Annotated in this window: 12 protein-coding genes and 1 pseudogene; 3 read left to right on the top strand and 10 right to left on the bottom strand. The window is 63.4% G+C overall.

The window, feature by feature from the left end; all coding sequences use genetic code 11:
* Positions 1-104, top strand: a pseudogene (locus EN851_RS37950) (IS110 family transposase); the annotation flags it as partial.
* 130 nt (positions 105-234) lie between these two features.
* Entirely contained in the window at positions 235-1,278 is a 1,044-nt protein-coding gene (gene holA, locus EN851_RS33435) for a DNA polymerase III subunit delta (RefSeq protein WP_135930986.1), read from the top strand.
* A 35-nt stretch (positions 1,279-1,313) separates the two neighbouring features.
* On the opposite strand, the gene EN851_RS33430 is transcribed toward holA, so the two are convergent.
* From EN851_RS33430 to mnmE, 7 genes are all read right to left on the bottom strand, one after another.
* A complete protein-coding gene (locus tag EN851_RS33430; protein WP_135930985.1) occupies positions 1,314-2,102 on the bottom strand; it encodes a DUF2182 domain-containing protein in 789 nt (262 codons plus the stop codon).
* Between the two features lie 33 nt (positions 2,103-2,135).
* Complete coding sequence (locus EN851_RS33425) at positions 2,136-2,762, bottom strand: DUF1326 domain-containing protein (protein WP_127873596.1); 627 nt, start codon at positions 2,760-2,762, stop codon at positions 2,136-2,138.
* Between the two features lie 616 nt (positions 2,763-3,378).
* Positions 3,379-4,263 (bottom strand): ParB/RepB/Spo0J family partition protein, encoded by an 885-nt coding sequence (locus EN851_RS33415; protein WP_135930983.1) that lies wholly within the window; start codon positions 4,261-4,263, stop codon positions 3,379-3,381.
* 67 nt (positions 4,264-4,330) lie between these two features.
* Positions 4,331-5,131 carry a ParA family protein gene (locus EN851_RS33410; protein ID WP_031251964.1) on the bottom strand — a complete coding sequence of 267 codons (801 nt, stop codon included), beginning with the start codon at positions 5,129-5,131 and terminating at the stop codon, positions 4,331-4,333.
* 55 nt (positions 5,132-5,186) lie between these two features.
* Complete coding sequence (rsmG, locus tag EN851_RS33405; RefSeq protein WP_135867805.1) at positions 5,187-5,819, bottom strand: 16S rRNA (guanine(527)-N(7))-methyltransferase RsmG; 633 nt, start codon at positions 5,817-5,819, stop codon at positions 5,187-5,189.
* Positions 5,816-7,699, bottom strand: a complete 1,884-nt coding sequence (mnmG, locus tag EN851_RS33400; protein WP_135930982.1) for a tRNA uridine-5-carboxymethylaminomethyl(34) synthesis enzyme MnmG — start codon at positions 7,697-7,699, stop codon at positions 5,816-5,818. The genes rsmG and mnmG overlap by 4 nt, the downstream gene beginning before the upstream one ends.
* A 202-nt stretch (positions 7,700-7,901) precedes the next feature.
* Positions 7,902-9,230 carry a tRNA uridine-5-carboxymethylaminomethyl(34) synthesis GTPase MnmE gene (gene mnmE / locus EN851_RS33395; protein ID WP_127276233.1) on the bottom strand — a complete coding sequence of 443 codons (1,329 nt, stop codon included), beginning with the start codon at positions 9,228-9,230 and terminating at the stop codon, positions 7,902-7,904.
* Between the two features lie 73 nt (positions 9,231-9,303).
* Here mnmE and EN851_RS33390 point away from each other — a divergent pair, with 73 nt between their 5' ends.
* Positions 9,304-11,322: a thioredoxin domain-containing protein gene (locus tag EN851_RS33390; protein WP_135930989.1), complete on the top strand. Its 2,019-nt coding sequence runs from the start codon at positions 9,304-9,306 to the stop codon at positions 11,320-11,322.
* A gap of 79 nt (positions 11,323-11,401) precedes the next feature.
* Here the strand turns inward: EN851_RS33390 and rho are convergent, their stop codons facing one another.
* From rho to hemE, 3 genes are all read right to left on the bottom strand, one after another.
* Positions 11,402-12,667, bottom strand: coding sequence for a transcription termination factor Rho (gene rho / locus EN851_RS33385; protein ID WP_027145740.1), 1,266 nt, complete (start codon positions 12,665-12,667; stop codon positions 11,402-11,404).
* Between the two features lie 166 nt (positions 12,668-12,833).
* A complete protein-coding gene (gene hemJ / locus EN851_RS33380; RefSeq protein WP_135930981.1) occupies positions 12,834-13,370 on the bottom strand; it encodes a protoporphyrinogen oxidase HemJ in 537 nt (178 codons plus the stop codon).
* Positions 13,370-14,401: a uroporphyrinogen decarboxylase gene (gene hemE / locus EN851_RS33375; protein ID WP_127276239.1), complete on the bottom strand. Its 1,032-nt coding sequence runs from the start codon at positions 14,399-14,401 to the stop codon at positions 13,370-13,372. Before hemE ends, hemJ begins: the two co-directional genes overlap by 1 nt.
* Between the last annotated feature and the right edge of the window lie 343 nt (positions 14,402-14,744).

Genomic DNA, 14,744 nt, shown 5'->3' with positions numbered 1-14,744 from the left:
GAAAGGAGAAAATGGTCATCCGCATCGCGCTCGCCCGCAAGCTGCTCGTCATTCTCAATGCAAAAGCACGCGATGCGCGAAACGAGTTCGCAAATGCAACTTGACACCTCAGATAGTCGCTCATCCGTCTCGGCGCTCCGCGCCGATCCACCTTCTCCCACAAGGGGAGAAGGGAAAGAGCGCTCGGTGCGGATCGCCGTTCACTCCCTCCCCGCATCATGCTAACCACCCTGCATGGCACAGAAGAAAGCTTTCGAGGTCGATGGTTGGCTGGCGCGGCCTGATCCGCGCATCTCGATCGTCCTGCTCTATGGCCCCGATCGCGGCCTTGTCTCGGAGCGGGCGAAGGCCTTTGCCGGGAAGACCGGCCTGCCGCTCGACGATCCGTTCTCGGTGGTCAGGCTCGAGGGTTCGGAGGTCGACCGCGACGAGGGCCGCCTGCTCGACGAGGCCCGCACCGTACCGATGTTTTCCGACCGGCGGCTGCTCTGGGTGCGCAACGCCACCGGACAAAAGGCGCTGGCCGACGACGTCAAGGCGCTGACGGCGGAGCCAGCGAGGGACGCCATCATCCTGATCGAGGCCGGCGACTTGAAGAAAGGCGTCGGCCTGCGAGCCGTGGTCGAGGGCGCCGACAATGCCATGGCTTTGCCCTGCTACGCCGATGAGGCCCGCGACATCGACACCGTCATCGACGACGAGCTGCGCAAGGCCGGCATGTCGATGACGCTTGAGGCGAGGCAAGCGCTGCGCCGCAATCTCGGCGGCGACCGGCTGGCCTCGCGCGGCGAGATCGAGAAACTCGTCCTCTACGCCCACGGCCAGAAGGAAATCGGGCTGGAAGAGGTGCGAGCCATGTCCGGCGACGTGTCCGGCGCCTCGTTCGACGACGCCGTCGACGCGCTGCTCGAAGGCAAGGTCGGCGACTTCGACACCGCCTTCACCCGCCATTGCCAGGGTGGCGGCCCGCCCTTCCTGGTGCTGTCCTCGGCGATGCGGCAGTTACAGCAGATCCAGGTCATGCGCGGCCAGATGGAGACCGGCGGCCGCAACGCCGCTTCCGTCGTCGCCGCCGCCCGCCCGCCGGTCTTTTTCTCCAGGCGCAAGCTGGTGGAAAAGACGCTGGAGCGCTGGAACAGCGAAGCGCTCGGCCGCGCGCTGAACCGCCTGCAGTCAGCCGTGCTGCAGACGCGGCGCCGGCCGGACCTGTCGGTGGCGCTGGCTCGGCAGGCGCTGCTGGGGATCGCGGTGGAAAGCGCGCGGCTGGCGCAAAGGTAGCAGAGCGATCTCCCCTTTTCGGTGCCGAGCGCTGGTTAATTCATGCTCATGGCGCCCACCGGCTGAAAGGTTGGCAGCGCCTGTGGAAAGACCAGCACCGCCGCGCCATAAAGGAGCAGAGCGACACCCGACATCTTTGCGATCCGATCTCCTGCCGGAAGGGTCTTTTCCGCAAGGACCAGCAAGGTGACCACGGCCATTGCGGCGACGTTCATGATCCCGAGAGGAAAGAGGGCGAGAAACAAGAGCCAGCAGCAGCCCAGGCAGAAAAGTCCGTGCTCCAGGCCCATGCGAACCGCGCCCCAGTAACCGTCGCGCCATGAGGTCAGGATGAAGCCGATCGGCGTGCGGCATTTGGCCAGACACAGATCCTTCAGCGGGGAGAGTTGATAGACGCCGGCAACCATCAGCAGCGCGCCGCCGATGCGCGCGGCCGTCGCCGTGGACAATCCCACACGTCCGGCAAGCATCTCCGCACCCGCCGCGCCGGCAAAGGCGATAACGCCCATCACGCCCCAAACCAGCATGTACCCTGCCACGAACACCCAGCTCGAGACAAAGGTCTCGCCGCGGCCCCGTTTGCCGGCCTGGACCGTGTGAAAGGTCAGGATCATGGGCGCGGCCGTCGGAAACATCATGGCGATCATCATGATCATCCAGACGGCAAGGAACAGCGGCGCCCTCATGCCCATGGTGAGTGAGTACATTTCCACGCGCATGTCCGCGTCCATGCCCATCTGTTGCCAGACAAGCAGGGCCCACGCCGCCGCGGCGATGGAGATCAGCAGCGCGAGAATGATGTATCGCTGGAACGTCGGCGCCATGGACAAGTACGTTCCGTACCATGCGGCCAGCTTCTACTGCTGGCCAGACCAATTGATCGGGGCGTAATGTCCGTTTCGGCGGGAATTGTCCCAGCTCATGCCATGGTCGCTGAATGTGCTGCCTTCCGCCCCCATCGCCATGGCGAGCCAGTCGGGATTGACAGGATGGCCGGTGGCCGCCCACATCTGCCCATCCTCGCGCATTGTCGGCAGTGGCTCGACAGCCATCCGCATGATGCCCGCAATCTCCGCCGACCGCTTGTTGCCGTCTATCCGGTAGCTTATCGGCACCTTCTTGGCGCCGAGGTTGGTGCCGATCATGGGTGCCAATACCGCCATGGGGCCGCCGGCCGCGCCAGTGAAGATGGCACCTAGCGCCTCTGTTTGCCCGTCATCGGCCCGTTCGTCGATATAGGCGGCGGCCGTCCAGTCGCCGTTTGCCATCGGACCCGGCGTGTGAGCAACCATCGCGACGCTCAGCCCATCCAATCGAACGTCGCCGTAATTGCCGGTATCGATGTGAAAGACCAAACCAACGTCGCAAACGCCTCTCGTCGGCTTCGATGTCAGCTGCGCGTTGGTGGACAGCAGGCAAGGACACACGACATCGCAGCTACAATTTTCGAAGTAACTTCCGGACAATTGCCAACGGACTGCCATTTGCACCTCCCGTTTGCGTCAGGCGCGTCGGCATATTGTTTTGGCGAGGCGATGCCATTCATGGGCATGTAGGAATGGCAGACAGCCCTCGCCGCGGCTGACCGGCACGCTAGGGCAGATAATTTAAGCCATCTCTAATTGAGGTTATACCGTTGCCCGGCACTGTCAAGCCGCGAGCGCCAGGGCTGGCGAGAGGCGTTGCAGGGGATCGCCGTGGAGAGCGCGAGGCTGGGGCAGTGGTAGGCGCCCTATTCCTTCTCCCCCTGTGGGAGAAGGTGGATCGGCGCGTAGCGCCGAGACGGATGAGGGGTGTTTCAGCGGAGTGATACGTTGGCGTTCCCTGGAGCACCCCTCATCCGTCGCCTTCGGCGACACCTTCTCCCACAAGGGGAGAAGGGAGAACCGCGCGAAACATTCGCCGGCTAAATACCAAGCATCCCGGGAAAAGTTTGTCGCGGCCTCTCGCGCTAACTTCTTGTTTTTACGCGATTCCCAAGGGGAAGCGCTACGCGCTTCTCCCGGAAAAACCGCTACGCACTTTTCCTGGAATTACTCTAACTGCGTGGAAACAACAGTCAGAACGGATTGGTAGTCCAGTGAATCACCGGGGCCACCTCTAATCCTGCTTCAACCTCCGGCACAGCTCATCCAGCTGCTCCAGGCTCCGATACGCAACCCGCAGCACCCCGCCCTTGCCCTTGTGGTCGACCGTGACGATCATGCCGGTCGTGTCGGTGAGCAGCTTTTCCAGCGCCAACGTGTCGGCGTCCTTTTCGGCGGCCGGCGCGGCGGGCTTGGCGCCGTTGGAAGGTGTGCCCGCCGGCATCTGCGCCAGCGCTTCGGCCTGGCGCACGGAAAGGCCTTCCTCGACGATGCGCTTGGCAAGGCCCGCCGGGTCCTCGGCCGTCACCAGCGTGCGGGCGTGGCCCGCCGACAGCGCGCCGTTGACCAGCATGTCGCGGATCACGTCGGGCAGCTTCAACAGCCGCAGCGTGTTGGCGACATGGCTGCGGCTCTTGCCGATCACCTGGCCGAGATCGGCCTGGGTATAGCCATGGTCGTCGATGAGCTGCTGGTAGCCCTGCGCCTCTTCGACCGGATTGAGGTCGGCGCGCTGGACGTTCTCGATGATCGCCAGCTCCAGCGCCGTGCGGTCGTTGACATCGCGGATGATGACCGGGATCTCGGTCAGCCCGGCGCGCTGCGCCGCGCGCCAGCGACGCTCGCCGGCGATGATCTCGTAACGGCCCGCCTGGGTGGGCGACGGCCGCGCCACCACCGGCTGCACGACGCCATGCTCGCGGATCGACTGGGCGAGATCGGTCAGTTCGGCATCGCCGAAATGCCGGCGCGGATTCTTCGGATTGGCGCTGATGAACTCGATCGGCACCTTGCCATCGGCGCTCATGCCCGGTTTTTCCGGTGCGGCCGGGCGGTCGATCTCACCGATCAAAGCTGCCAGCCCGCGACCCAGTCTTTTCCTCGAGAGATCTTCGTTCATCTTTATTCCACGTCTATTTCGAATCGTTTCGGTATCGAATCGGCTGTTGATTATGCATCTGGCCTAATCAAGCGGCGCGCAATTTACGCTCGCGGCGGATCACTTCGGAGGCCAGCTGCAGATAGGCCTGGCTGCCAGAGCATTTCAGGTCGTAGAGGATCGCCGGCTTGCCATAGGACGGCGCTTCGGACACGCGCACATTGCGCGGTATGATGGTCTCATAGACCTTATCGCCCATATGCTCGCGCACGTCCTGCACCACCTGGTTGGCGAGGTTGTTGCGGCCGTCATACATGGTCAGCACGATGCCCTGGATGGTGAGATCCGGATTGATCGAGCGGCGCACCTGTTCGACGGTTTCGAGCAACTGGCTGAGGCCTTCCAGCGCGAAGAACTCGCATTGCAGCGGCACGAGAACGGAGTCGGCCGCCGCCATGGAATTCAAGGTCAAAAGATTGAGCGAGGGTGGGCAGTCGATCAGCACATAGCCGAAGGGCGCCCCGCGCTCGGTCGCGGCACGCAGCGCATTGCGCAGCTTGAGGACCCGGTCGGGCGCCGATGCGATCTCCATCTCGATGCCGAGCAGGTCGAGCGTCGAGGGCACGATCGACAGGCCGGGCACCGCGGTCGGAATGGCCGCGGCTTCCAGGTCCAGTTCGCCCGTCAGCACATCATAGGACGAGACCGTCCGGTCCTTGCGGTCGATGCCGAGGCCGGTGCTTGCATTGCCTTGCGGGTCGAGGTCGACGATCAGCACTTTCTCACCGATCGCCGCCAGCGCGGTGGCCAGGTTGATGGCGGTGGTCGTCTTGCCGACACCGCCCTTCTGGTTGGCTACGGTGATGATTCGAGGGCCGTTCTTCATCATGGGCTTATGCCAGAAATTCATCTTTGGGTCGCCGAATAATCAGGCCGGTCTCGGTTCAGACAGGCCGCACATTGGACAATTCGAGGATGACGCCGCTGGCGTCGGTCACGCTCGGATGTTCTACCAGATCGAAGGTCCACCGGTTAACGCTTTCTTGCACTTCGGCGCGGTAATCCCGGCCTTTGTGGAACAATCCGCGCGCGCCCGAGGTCAGCCATGGCGCGGACAGGTCGAGCAGGACCGGAAGCGAAGCCAGCGCCCGCGCCGTGACGATTTGCGGCTTAGAAACAAGCACATGGCTGTCCTCGATACGGCGCGCCACGACGCGCGCCGGCAAGCCGAATTGACCGATGACGGTCTGCAGGAAAGAGGCCTTCTTGCGGTTGCTTTCGACCAGATCGATGCTGGCCCCCGGGCGCTCGGCGAGCAGAAAGGCCATGATAAGCCCAGGAAAGCCGCCACCGGAACCGATGTCGACCCAATGCCTGGCTTCAAGCTCTATCCGTGCGAGCTGGGCGCTGTCCAGTATGTGGCGCTGCCAGACATCGGCCGCGGTCGACTGTGCCACGAGATTGATGCTGCGATTCCATTTCTGGAACATGTCTTCGAACGCCACCAGGCGCTCGAATGTTTCACGTGAAACCGGGCCGGCGGCGTCCTGCAGGCTCTTCAGGGAAAACGAGCTCACGCAACGTCCCTCTGCTCGGCCTTTTGTGCTGATTCCCAATGGCGGACATGCGCGACGATGATCGCCAGCGCTGCCGGCGTCATGCCTTCCATGCGCTGGGCATCCGCGATGGAGCGCGGCCGCCTCGCCTGCATCTTCTGTTTCAGCTCATTGGACAGTCCGGGCACGCCGGCGAAATCGACCGTCTCCGGGATCAGCCGGCTCTCTTCATGCCGGATCTGCGCGACATCCGTGCTCTGGCGATCGAGATAAACCGAATATTTCGCTTCCGTTTCGAGACGCTCGGCGGTCTTGGCGTCGATGTCGTGAAACTTCGGCTCGACCCTGGCCAGCCAGGCCACGTCGACACCAGGATAGGCCAGGAGTTCAAAGCCGGACCGGCGCACGCCGTCGCGGTTGATCTCCAGACCGTGCCGTGCCGCCTCGTTCGGCGTCATGGTCAGCGAAAGCGCCAGCTGGCGCGCTTCGTCGAGCCGCCGCATGACATCGGCATAACGCTGCATCCGTCGCGCCGAGGCGATCCCAAGCTTGTCGGCCAGCGGGGTCAGCCGCTCATCGGCGTTGTCGGCGCGCAGCGACAGCCGGAACTCGGCCCGCGAGGTGAACATCCGATAGGGTTCGCTGATGCCGCGGCTGGTCAAATCGTCGACCATCACGCCGATATAGGCCTGGGTGCGGCTGAGGACGACCTGCTTGCCGCCTCCGGCGCGCCGCGCGGCATTGAGGCCGGCGAGCAGGCCCTGTCCAGCCGCCTCTTCATAGCCGGTCGTGCCGTTGATCTGCCCGGCGAGAAAGAGCCCGGCGACGCGCTTGGTCTCCAGTGTCTGATGCAGTTCGCGCGGATCGACGTGGTCATATTCTATGGCATAGCCGGGCTGCAGCATGACCGCACGCTCCAGCCCCGGAATGGTCTTGAGGATATCGAGTTGAACGTCTTCCGGTAGCGAGGTCGAAATCCCGTTGGGATAGACAGTGTGGTCGTCGAGCCCTTCCGGCTCGAGAAAGATCTGGTGCCCGTCCCGATCGCCGAACTTGACGATCTTGTCCTCGATCGACGGGCAATAGCGAGGCCCGACGCCTTCGATCGAGCCGGAATACATCGCCGAACGGCCAAGATTGGCGCGGATCAGCTCATGCGTCGCCGTCGTCGTGCGGGTAATGCCGCAATCGATCTGCGGTGTGACGATGCGGTCGGTCATCAGGGAGAACGGCACGGGATGCTCGTCCGCCGCCTGGCTGTCGAGCGATGCCCAGTCGATGGTCCGCCCATCGAGCCGCGGTGGCGTGCCGGTCTTGAGCCGCCCGAGCTTGAACCCGGCGCGGTCCATCGTCGCCGACAATCCCATGCTGGCCTTCTCGTTCATGCGGCCGGCGACGATCTTCTTCTCGCCGATGTGGATGAGACCGCGCAGGAAGGTTCCCGTCGTCAGCACCACGGCGCCGCAGGCAAGCCGGCGGCCGTCCGCCAGCAGAACCGCGGCGATCTTTCCATCTGGCATTTCGAAATCGAGAACTTCGCCCTCGACGACGTCGAGATCATTCTCCTGCCGAATCGCTTCCTGCATGGCAAGGCGATAGAGCTTCCTGTCGGCCTGCGTGCGCGGACCCCGCACCGCTGGCCCCTTGCGGCGGTTGAGCAGACGAAATTGGATCCCGGCGGCGTCCGCCACGCGGCCCATCAGCCCGTCCATGGCGTCGATCTCGCGCACCAGATGCCCCTTGCCGAGACCGCCGATCGCCGGGTTGCACGACATCACGCCGATCGTGTCGAAACGCAGCGATACCAGAGCGGTGCTGGCGCCGGCGCGCGCGGCCGCGCTGGCAGCCTCGCAGCCGGCATGGCCGCCGCCCACCACAACCACATCATAGTGATCGGTCATTTTACATAGGTCCCGGACTCAATGAGATGAGCGACACATGTCCCTGCGAGGCCATGCTGTCAAGAAAACTTCCGCGCGACGTTTCACGTGAAACAGGGAAAGGCTGCTTCTGTCCGCGTTTCACGTGAATCACGGCCCCAAGACTGTTTCACGTGAGTCAGTCGGAGGAGGCCCTGCCAGCGACCGCAGTGTTTCACGTGAGTCACTTTCCGATGCAGAACTGGGAAAAGATCACGTCCAGCAAGTCCTCGACGTCTACGGCGCCCACGATTCGCCCCAGCCGGTCGGCTGCCAGGCGCAGTTCTTCGGCGCGCAGTTCCTGCGCGGTCCGTTCATCGGCGGCGCGGTGCAGATGCCGGTTCGCGGCATTGAGCAGCTCGACATGGCGTAGCCGCGACGGCAGCACATCGCCGGCAGCGCCCGCTGCCTGACTGGCGCGGCGCCCGATCTCCGCCAGCAATCCATCCACGCCCGTCCCGTCGATCACCGATATGCCAAACTCATAGCGCCGAACCCCATTGTGAGCCGCTTCGCTGTCAAGCAGATCAAGCTTGGTGCCAACGCGCAATGCCGGCGCCGTCACTGTCAGCGGACCCGCATCCCTTGGGTTGGCGGCGTCCTCGAGCAACAGCACGAGATCGGCGCGATCCGCCTTGGCTTTCGCCTTCCCTATGCCAATCGCCTCGACCTTCCCCGGCGCATCCCGCAACCCGGCCGTATCGGTCAGCCTGACACGCAGGCCTTCGAGGTCCAGCACCACCTCCAGCAGGTCGCGGGTGGTGCCGGGTTCATCCGTTACAATAGCCGCATCGCGCCGCGCCAAGGCATTGAACAGGCTGGACTTGCCGGCATTGGGCGCGCCGAGGATGACGACTTCGAAGCCGTCGCGGATGATTTCGGCGGCGTGGAATCCCGCTATGTGGCGGTCAATTTCCGACATCATCGACCGCACGTCTGACCAAACCGTATCCGAAACGGAACCCGGTACGTCATCCTCATCGGCGAAGTCGATCTCCGCCTCGATCATCGCCCGCGCATGGATCAGGCGACGACGCCAATTGAGGTAGAGCTCGCGCTGCGCGCCTTCGGCATTTTGGATAGCAAAACGCCGCTGCGCTTCCGTCTCGGCGTTGACGAGGTCGGCCAGCGCCTCGGTCTCGACCAGGTCGACCTTGCCATTGAGGAACGCGCGGCGCGTGAACTCTCCAGGTTCGGCATGCCTGACGCCGTCAAAGCCAGCGATCGTCTCCAGCATCCTGGCCACCACGGCGCGGCCGCCATGAACATGAAACTCGGCGACATCCTCACCGGTGAAGCTCGCGGGCCCGGGGAAGAAGAGAACCAAACCGCTGTCGAGCAGCGTTCCATCCGCCGCCTTGAACCTGCGCAGAACCGCGCTCCGCTCTTTAACCACGCCGCCGGCAATCGTTTCGACAACGAATCGAGTCCGTGGGCCGGATATGCGCAGCACTGCGACGCCGGCGGGGAGCCGGCCGCTCGACAGCGCCACGATCGATTCGCCCGAAATCATTTGCCCGCTCTACCGAACCGCCCTAGCTTCCGCCTCATCACCGCCCCCGGATTGCCCCGAAAGTTTGGCCCTTGTGACTTTGCCCGCGCGAAACCTGCTTGCCGACGAGGCCAGCCCCTATCTGCAGCAGCACAGCGGCAATCCCGTGCACTGGCGGGGATGGTCGCCGGCATCGCTGGAAGAAGCAAAGGCGCTGGACAGGCCTATCCTGCTCTCCATCGGCTATGCCGCCTGCCACTGGTGCCATGTCATGGCCCATGAAAGCTTCGAGAATGACGACGTCGCCGCCGTCATGAACCGTCTGTTCGTCAATATCAAGGTCGACCGCGAGGAGCGCCCCGACATCGACCAGATCTACATGGCGGCCCTGTCCTCAATGGGCGAGCAGGGCGGCTGGCCGCTGACCATGTTCCTGACGCCGGACGGCAAGCCGTTCTGGGGCGGCACCTATTTCCCGCGCGAGCCGCGTTATGGCCGTCCGGGATTCATCCAGGTGATGGAAGCGGTCGACAAGGCCTGGCGCGACAAGCGGACGAGCCTGCACCAGAGCGCCGATGGCCTGACCTCCCATGTCGAGGCACGGCTCTCGGCCACGCATGCCAAGGCGCTTCTCGATCGCGATACGCTGTCCGACCTTGCCGGCCGCATCGGCGGCATGGTCGACCGCGACCGCGGCGGCCTCGCCGGCGCGCCGAAATTCCCGAACGCGCCGTTCATGCAAACGTTGTGGCTGTCCTGGCTGCGCGACGGCAATGCCGCGCATCGTGACGACGTTCTCACCAGCCTCGAACATATGCTGAGCGGCGGCATCTACGATCACATCGGCGGCGGGCTCAGCCGCTATTCGACGGACGCCGAATGGCTGGTGCCGCATTTCGAGAAGATGCTCTACGACAACGCCCAACTCATCCGTTTCTGCAACTGGGCTCACGCGGCTACCGGCAACAATCTGTTCCGGATACGAATCGAAGACACGGTCGATTGGCTGCTGCGCGAAATGCGGGTCGACGGCGGCGCCTTTGCCGCCAGTCTCGACGCCGACAGCGATGGCGAGGAAGGGCTGTTCTACACCTGGAGCAGGGAAGAGATCGAATCCGTCTTTGGCGGCGATTCAGTTTTGTTTTTCAAATACTTCACGCTTTCCAGCCCGCCCGGTTGGGAAGGCAAGCCAGTGGTCCACCAGACCCTCTCCCAGCAAGCGCTTGGTGTGGGGGACCGGGACCAGTTGGTGCCGCTCAAGGCAAGGCTTCTCGCTGTGCGGGAAGAACGCGTCAGGCCGGGCCTGGATGCAAAGACCCTTACCGACTGGAACGGCCTGACGATCGCCGCCCTCGCCGAAGCTGGCCGCTCGCTGGCCCGCCCGAATTGGGTCGAGGCGGCGGCAAAGGCCTTTGCCCATGTCAGCGCCGCCAGCCGCGACAATCGCTTGCCGCATTCCATGCTCGGCGCCCGGAAATTGTTTCCCGCTCTGTCGAGCGACTATGCCGCTATGACCAACGCCGCGATCTCGCTGTTCGAAGCCACGGGCGATTGGAATTATGTCGAAAAGGCCAGCCAGTTCCTCGAACAACTGGACCGTTGGCACGCCGACGCCGAAGGGGCGGGCTACTATCTGACGGCCTCGGACAGCACCGACGTGCCGATCCGCATCAGGGGGGATGTCGACGAGGCCATTCCGTCGGCGACCAGCCAGATCATCGAGGCGCAGCTCCGGCTCGCCTCCCTCACCGGCAATCTCGACTTGCAGGAGAAGGCGTGGAAAACCGCCGAGCACGCCGCCGGCCGCGCCGCGCATCAGGCCTATGGCCAGACGGGCATCGTCAATGCCTGCGCGCTCGTCATCGAGCCGCTGAAACTGGTCATCGTCGATGGGCCGGACGATCCGAAGCTCATTCCGGTCGCGAATCGAAATCCCGATCCGCGTCGCGTCGATATCGTCGTGCCGATCGGTACGGCGGCGAATCGACCCCTGCTGCCCGGCGGAATCCTGCCGCCGACCAACCGGCGCGGCGCCTGGTTCTGCACCGGCCAGGTCTGCCTGCCGGTGGTTACGGATCCGGATGAGCTGGAAGGATTGCTGCGGCGACCCTAACTCGCCGCGAGATGATAGGCAGGAAGCGGACACGGCGCAGATCCGAGAACGAAGAGGAGGGGGCGAACCCCCTCCGAACTCAAGTGTTCATCGAATCGAAGAAATCGCCATTGGTCTTGGTCTGCTTCAGCTTGTCGATCAGGAATTCGATCGCGTCGGTGGTTCCCATCGGCGCCAGGATACGGCGCAGCACGAAGATCTTCTGCAGGTCCTGGCGCGACACCAGCAGGTCTTCCTTGCGGGTACCGGACTTGAGGATGTCGATTGCCGGATAGATGCGCTTGTCGGCCACCTTGCGGTCGAGCTGGATTTCGCAGTTGCCGGTGCCCTTGAACTCTTCGAAGATGACTTCGTCCATGCGGCTGCCGGTGTCGATCAGCGCCGTGGCGATGATGGTCAGCGAGCCGCCTTCCTCGATGTTGCGGGCGGCACCGAAGAAGCGCTTCGGCCGCTGCAGCGCGTTGGCGTCGACACCACCGGTCAGCACCTTGCCGGATGACGGCACGACGGTGTTGTAGGCGCGGCCGAGGCGAGTGATCGAATCCAGCAGGATCACCACATCACGGCCGTGCTCGACCAGGCGCTTGGCCTTCTCGATGACCATTTCGGCGACCTGGACGTGGCGCACGGCCGGCTCGTCGAAGGTCGAGGAGATCACCTCGCCTTTGACCGAACGCTGCATGTCGGTCACTTCCTCCGGTCGCTCGTCGATCAGAAGCACGATCAGATAGCATTCCGGATGATTGGCGGTGATCGAGTGCGCGATGTTCTGCAACAGCACCGTCTTGCCGGTGCGCGGCTGCGCGTTGATCAAAGCGCGCTGGCCCTTGCCGATCGGCGCCACCAGGTCGATCACGCGAGGCGATATGTCCTTGCTGGGCGGATTGTCGACCTCCATCTTCAGCCGCGAGGTCGGATAGAGCGGCGTCAGATTGTCGAAGTGGATCTTGTGGCGGATCTTCTCGGGATCGTCAAAATTGATCGTGTTGACCTTGAGCAGCGCGAAATAGCGCTCGCCCTCCTTCGGGCTGCGGATCGGTCCTTCGACCGTATCGCCGGTCTTCAGCGAAAAGCGCCGGATCTGCGACGGCGAGATATAGATGTCGTCGGGACCTGGCAGGTAGTTGGCATTGGCGGAGCGCAGGAAGCCGAAACCGTCCTGCAGCACCTCGACCACACCGTCGCCGATGATTTCGATGTCCTGGGCGGCGAGCTTCTTGAGGATCGCGAACATCAGTTCCTGCTTGCGCATGACACTGGCGTTCTCGACCTCGAGCGATTCGGCATAAGCGATCAGCTCTGGCGGCTTCTTGTTCTTGAACTCGGTGAGTTTCATTTCTTGCATTAGACGGACTCTGGGTAGGCTTTGGGGAAAAAAATCGGCGGGATGCGACAAATGCCGGGCGCGGCCGAAAGCAATGAGGGGCGGCGCATGACGGGAAGGAAGACCCGTCTTGTATCGTCGGTCGGCTGAAAGAGCAAGCCGCCTTTTGATGGGGCCGGATGAAGCCTCAGAAGGGCTTCACTACGACCAGGATCACGATTGCGATCATCAGCAATGTGGGGATCTCATTGACGATCCGCCAGTGCCTTGCCGTTTTTTCGTTGCGGTCCTCGGCGAATTTGCGCACCGCGGCGGCCAGATAGCCGTGAATGCCCGACATAAGCAGCACCAAGCCGATCTTGGCATGCAGCCAGCCGCCCTGGAACGCGAAGATCTTCCAGGCCAGCCACAGCCCGAACACCCAGGTGAGGATCATCGCCGGATTGATGATGCCGCGCAGCAGACGCCGCTCCATCACCTTGAAGGTTTCGGATTGGACGGAGCCCTTCTCCGCGTCGACGTGATAGACAAACAGCCGCGGCAGATAGAGCATGCCGGCCATCCAGGAAATGACGGCGAGGATATGGATCGCCTTTGCCCAGGGATAGAAGCTTTCCGGTGCGAAGAAAAACAAAAGCGCGGTGAGAACAATCAGGACTGCGATGCCGACGGCCATGCGCTTCATCGCCTGGCCGGTGCTGTTGGTGTCATCTCTGTCAGCCATCAGCGTGCCGCGCTCCGGACCTGTTTCACCATCGCCTCGACATGCGCCACCGGCGTGTCAGGGGTGACGCCGTGGCCGAGATTGAAGATCAGCGGCCCGTCCCCCAACGCCTCGAGGATCGCCTCGACGCCATCGGCCAGCGCCTGCCCGCCGGCCACAAGCCGCAAGGGATCGAGGTTGCCCTGGACCGCTCCTTGCCGCTGCAACGCCTTCGCTGCCTCGAGCGGCACCGTCCAGTCGATGCCGAGCCCGGTCACGCCGGTCTTGGCGCGATAGCTCTGGTAGCGCGCTCCTGCCCCCTTGGGAAAACCGATGATGGGCACGTCGGGATGGACGGCCCGAACCTGCCTGACGATTTCGGCCACCGGTTCGACGCAGCACTGTTCGAACGATACATCGTCGAGCACCCCCGACCAGGAATCGAAGATCTGCACGACATCCGCGCCGGCCTCGATCTGGCGGATCAGGTAGGAAGCCGAATGATCGGCGAGCACTTTCAGCAGCTGCCGAAACGCGGCCGGCTCGCGGTAGGCGAACAGCCGCGCCGGCGCCTGGTCCGGCGTACCGTGACCGGCGATCATGTAGGTCGCCACCGTCCATGGCGCGCCGCAGAAGCCGATCAGCGTCGTCTCGTCGGGCAATTTCGCCCGCAGCCTCCGAACCGTCTCGTAGACCGGCTCGAGATTCACGTGAAACATCTCGCTTCCCAGCGCCGCGATCTCGGCCGCGGAAATCGGCGTCAGCAGCGGCCCGCGCCCTTCCTCGAAGCGCACGTCGCGGCCAAGCGCATGGGGAACGACAAGGATGTCCGAGAACATGATCGAAGCGTCGAAGCCGAAGCGCTCGATCGGCTGCAGCGTCACTTCGACGGCAAGGTCGGGGTCGTAGCAGAGATCCAGGAAGGACCCGGCACGCTTTCGCGTTTCCCTATATTCCGGCAGATAGCGCCCGGCCTGGCGCATCATCCAGAGCGGAGGAGGAAACACCGCCTTGCCCTTCAGGACATCCAGCATGATCCGTCTTGCAGGCATCGAGCGCTCGCCTCTCCCGGCTTCCTCTTAATCAAATATCTTATTTTAAAAGAGTCTTCTGATTCTAAGAGTCTGTTGGTTGTGGTGGTTGTCACCTGTCCCGCTTTGGCCGCCAAAACGCCAGCAAGCATATTGTCGCGCACTCCCGATCGCGGTTTGCAGGGTTCTGGGGACAATCAGGAATCTCGCAGGCGAGTCAATGCGCTAGATCGACCACCCTCGAAGCCTCCCCTGTGGACAGGCGAAAGGCAAAACGTCTCGTCCACGAACTTGTCCCCAGCCGTCCGGCGAAGCTGACAGCGCATCGAATTGTGGACAAACCGGCATCTGATACAGTCGCCTC

The sequence above is a fragment of the Mesorhizobium sp. M8A.F.Ca.ET.208.01.1.1 genome, from assembly GCF_004791315.1.
Lineage (GTDB): Bacteria > Pseudomonadota > Alphaproteobacteria > Rhizobiales > Rhizobiaceae > Mesorhizobium.
The sequence above is the reverse complement of the archived record's forward strand: the minus strand, read 5'-3'. Positions and strand labels throughout refer to the sequence as shown.

Bases quoted from the DNA above. Each gene is read 5' to 3' on its own strand.
- holA (WP_135930986.1), top strand. From the start codon at position 235: ATGGCACAGAAGAAAGCTTTCGAGGTCGATGGTTGGCTGGCGCGGCCT.
- EN851_RS33430 (WP_135930985.1), bottom strand. From the start codon at position 2,102: ATGGCGCCGACGTTCCAGCGATACATCATTCTCGCGCTGCTGATCTCC.
- EN851_RS33425 (WP_127873596.1), bottom strand. From the start codon at position 2,762: ATGGCAGTCCGTTGGCAATTGTCCGGAAGTTACTTCGAAAATTGTAGC.
- EN851_RS33415 (WP_135930983.1), bottom strand. From the start codon at position 4,263: ATGAACGAAGATCTCTCGAGGAAAAGACTGGGTCGCGGGCTGGCAGCT.
- EN851_RS33410 (WP_031251964.1), bottom strand. From the start codon at position 5,131: ATGATGAAGAACGGCCCTCGAATCATCACCGTAGCCAACCAGAAGGGC.
- mnmG (WP_135930982.1), bottom strand. From the start codon at position 7,699: ATGACCGATCACTATGATGTGGTTGTGGTGGGCGGCGGCCATGCCGGC.
- mnmE (WP_127276233.1), bottom strand. From the start codon at position 9,230: ATGATTTCGGGCGAATCGATCGTGGCGCTGTCGAGCGGCCGGCTCCCC.
- rho (WP_027145740.1), bottom strand. From the start codon at position 12,667: ATGCAAGAAATGAAACTCACCGAGTTCAAGAACAAGAAGCCGCCAGAG.
- hemJ (WP_135930981.1), bottom strand. From the start codon at position 13,370: ATGGCTGACAGAGATGACACCAACAGCACCGGCCAGGCGATGAAGCGC.
- hemE (WP_127276239.1), bottom strand. From the start codon at position 14,401: ATGCCTGCAAGACGGATCATGCTGGATGTCCTGAAGGGCAAGGCGGTG.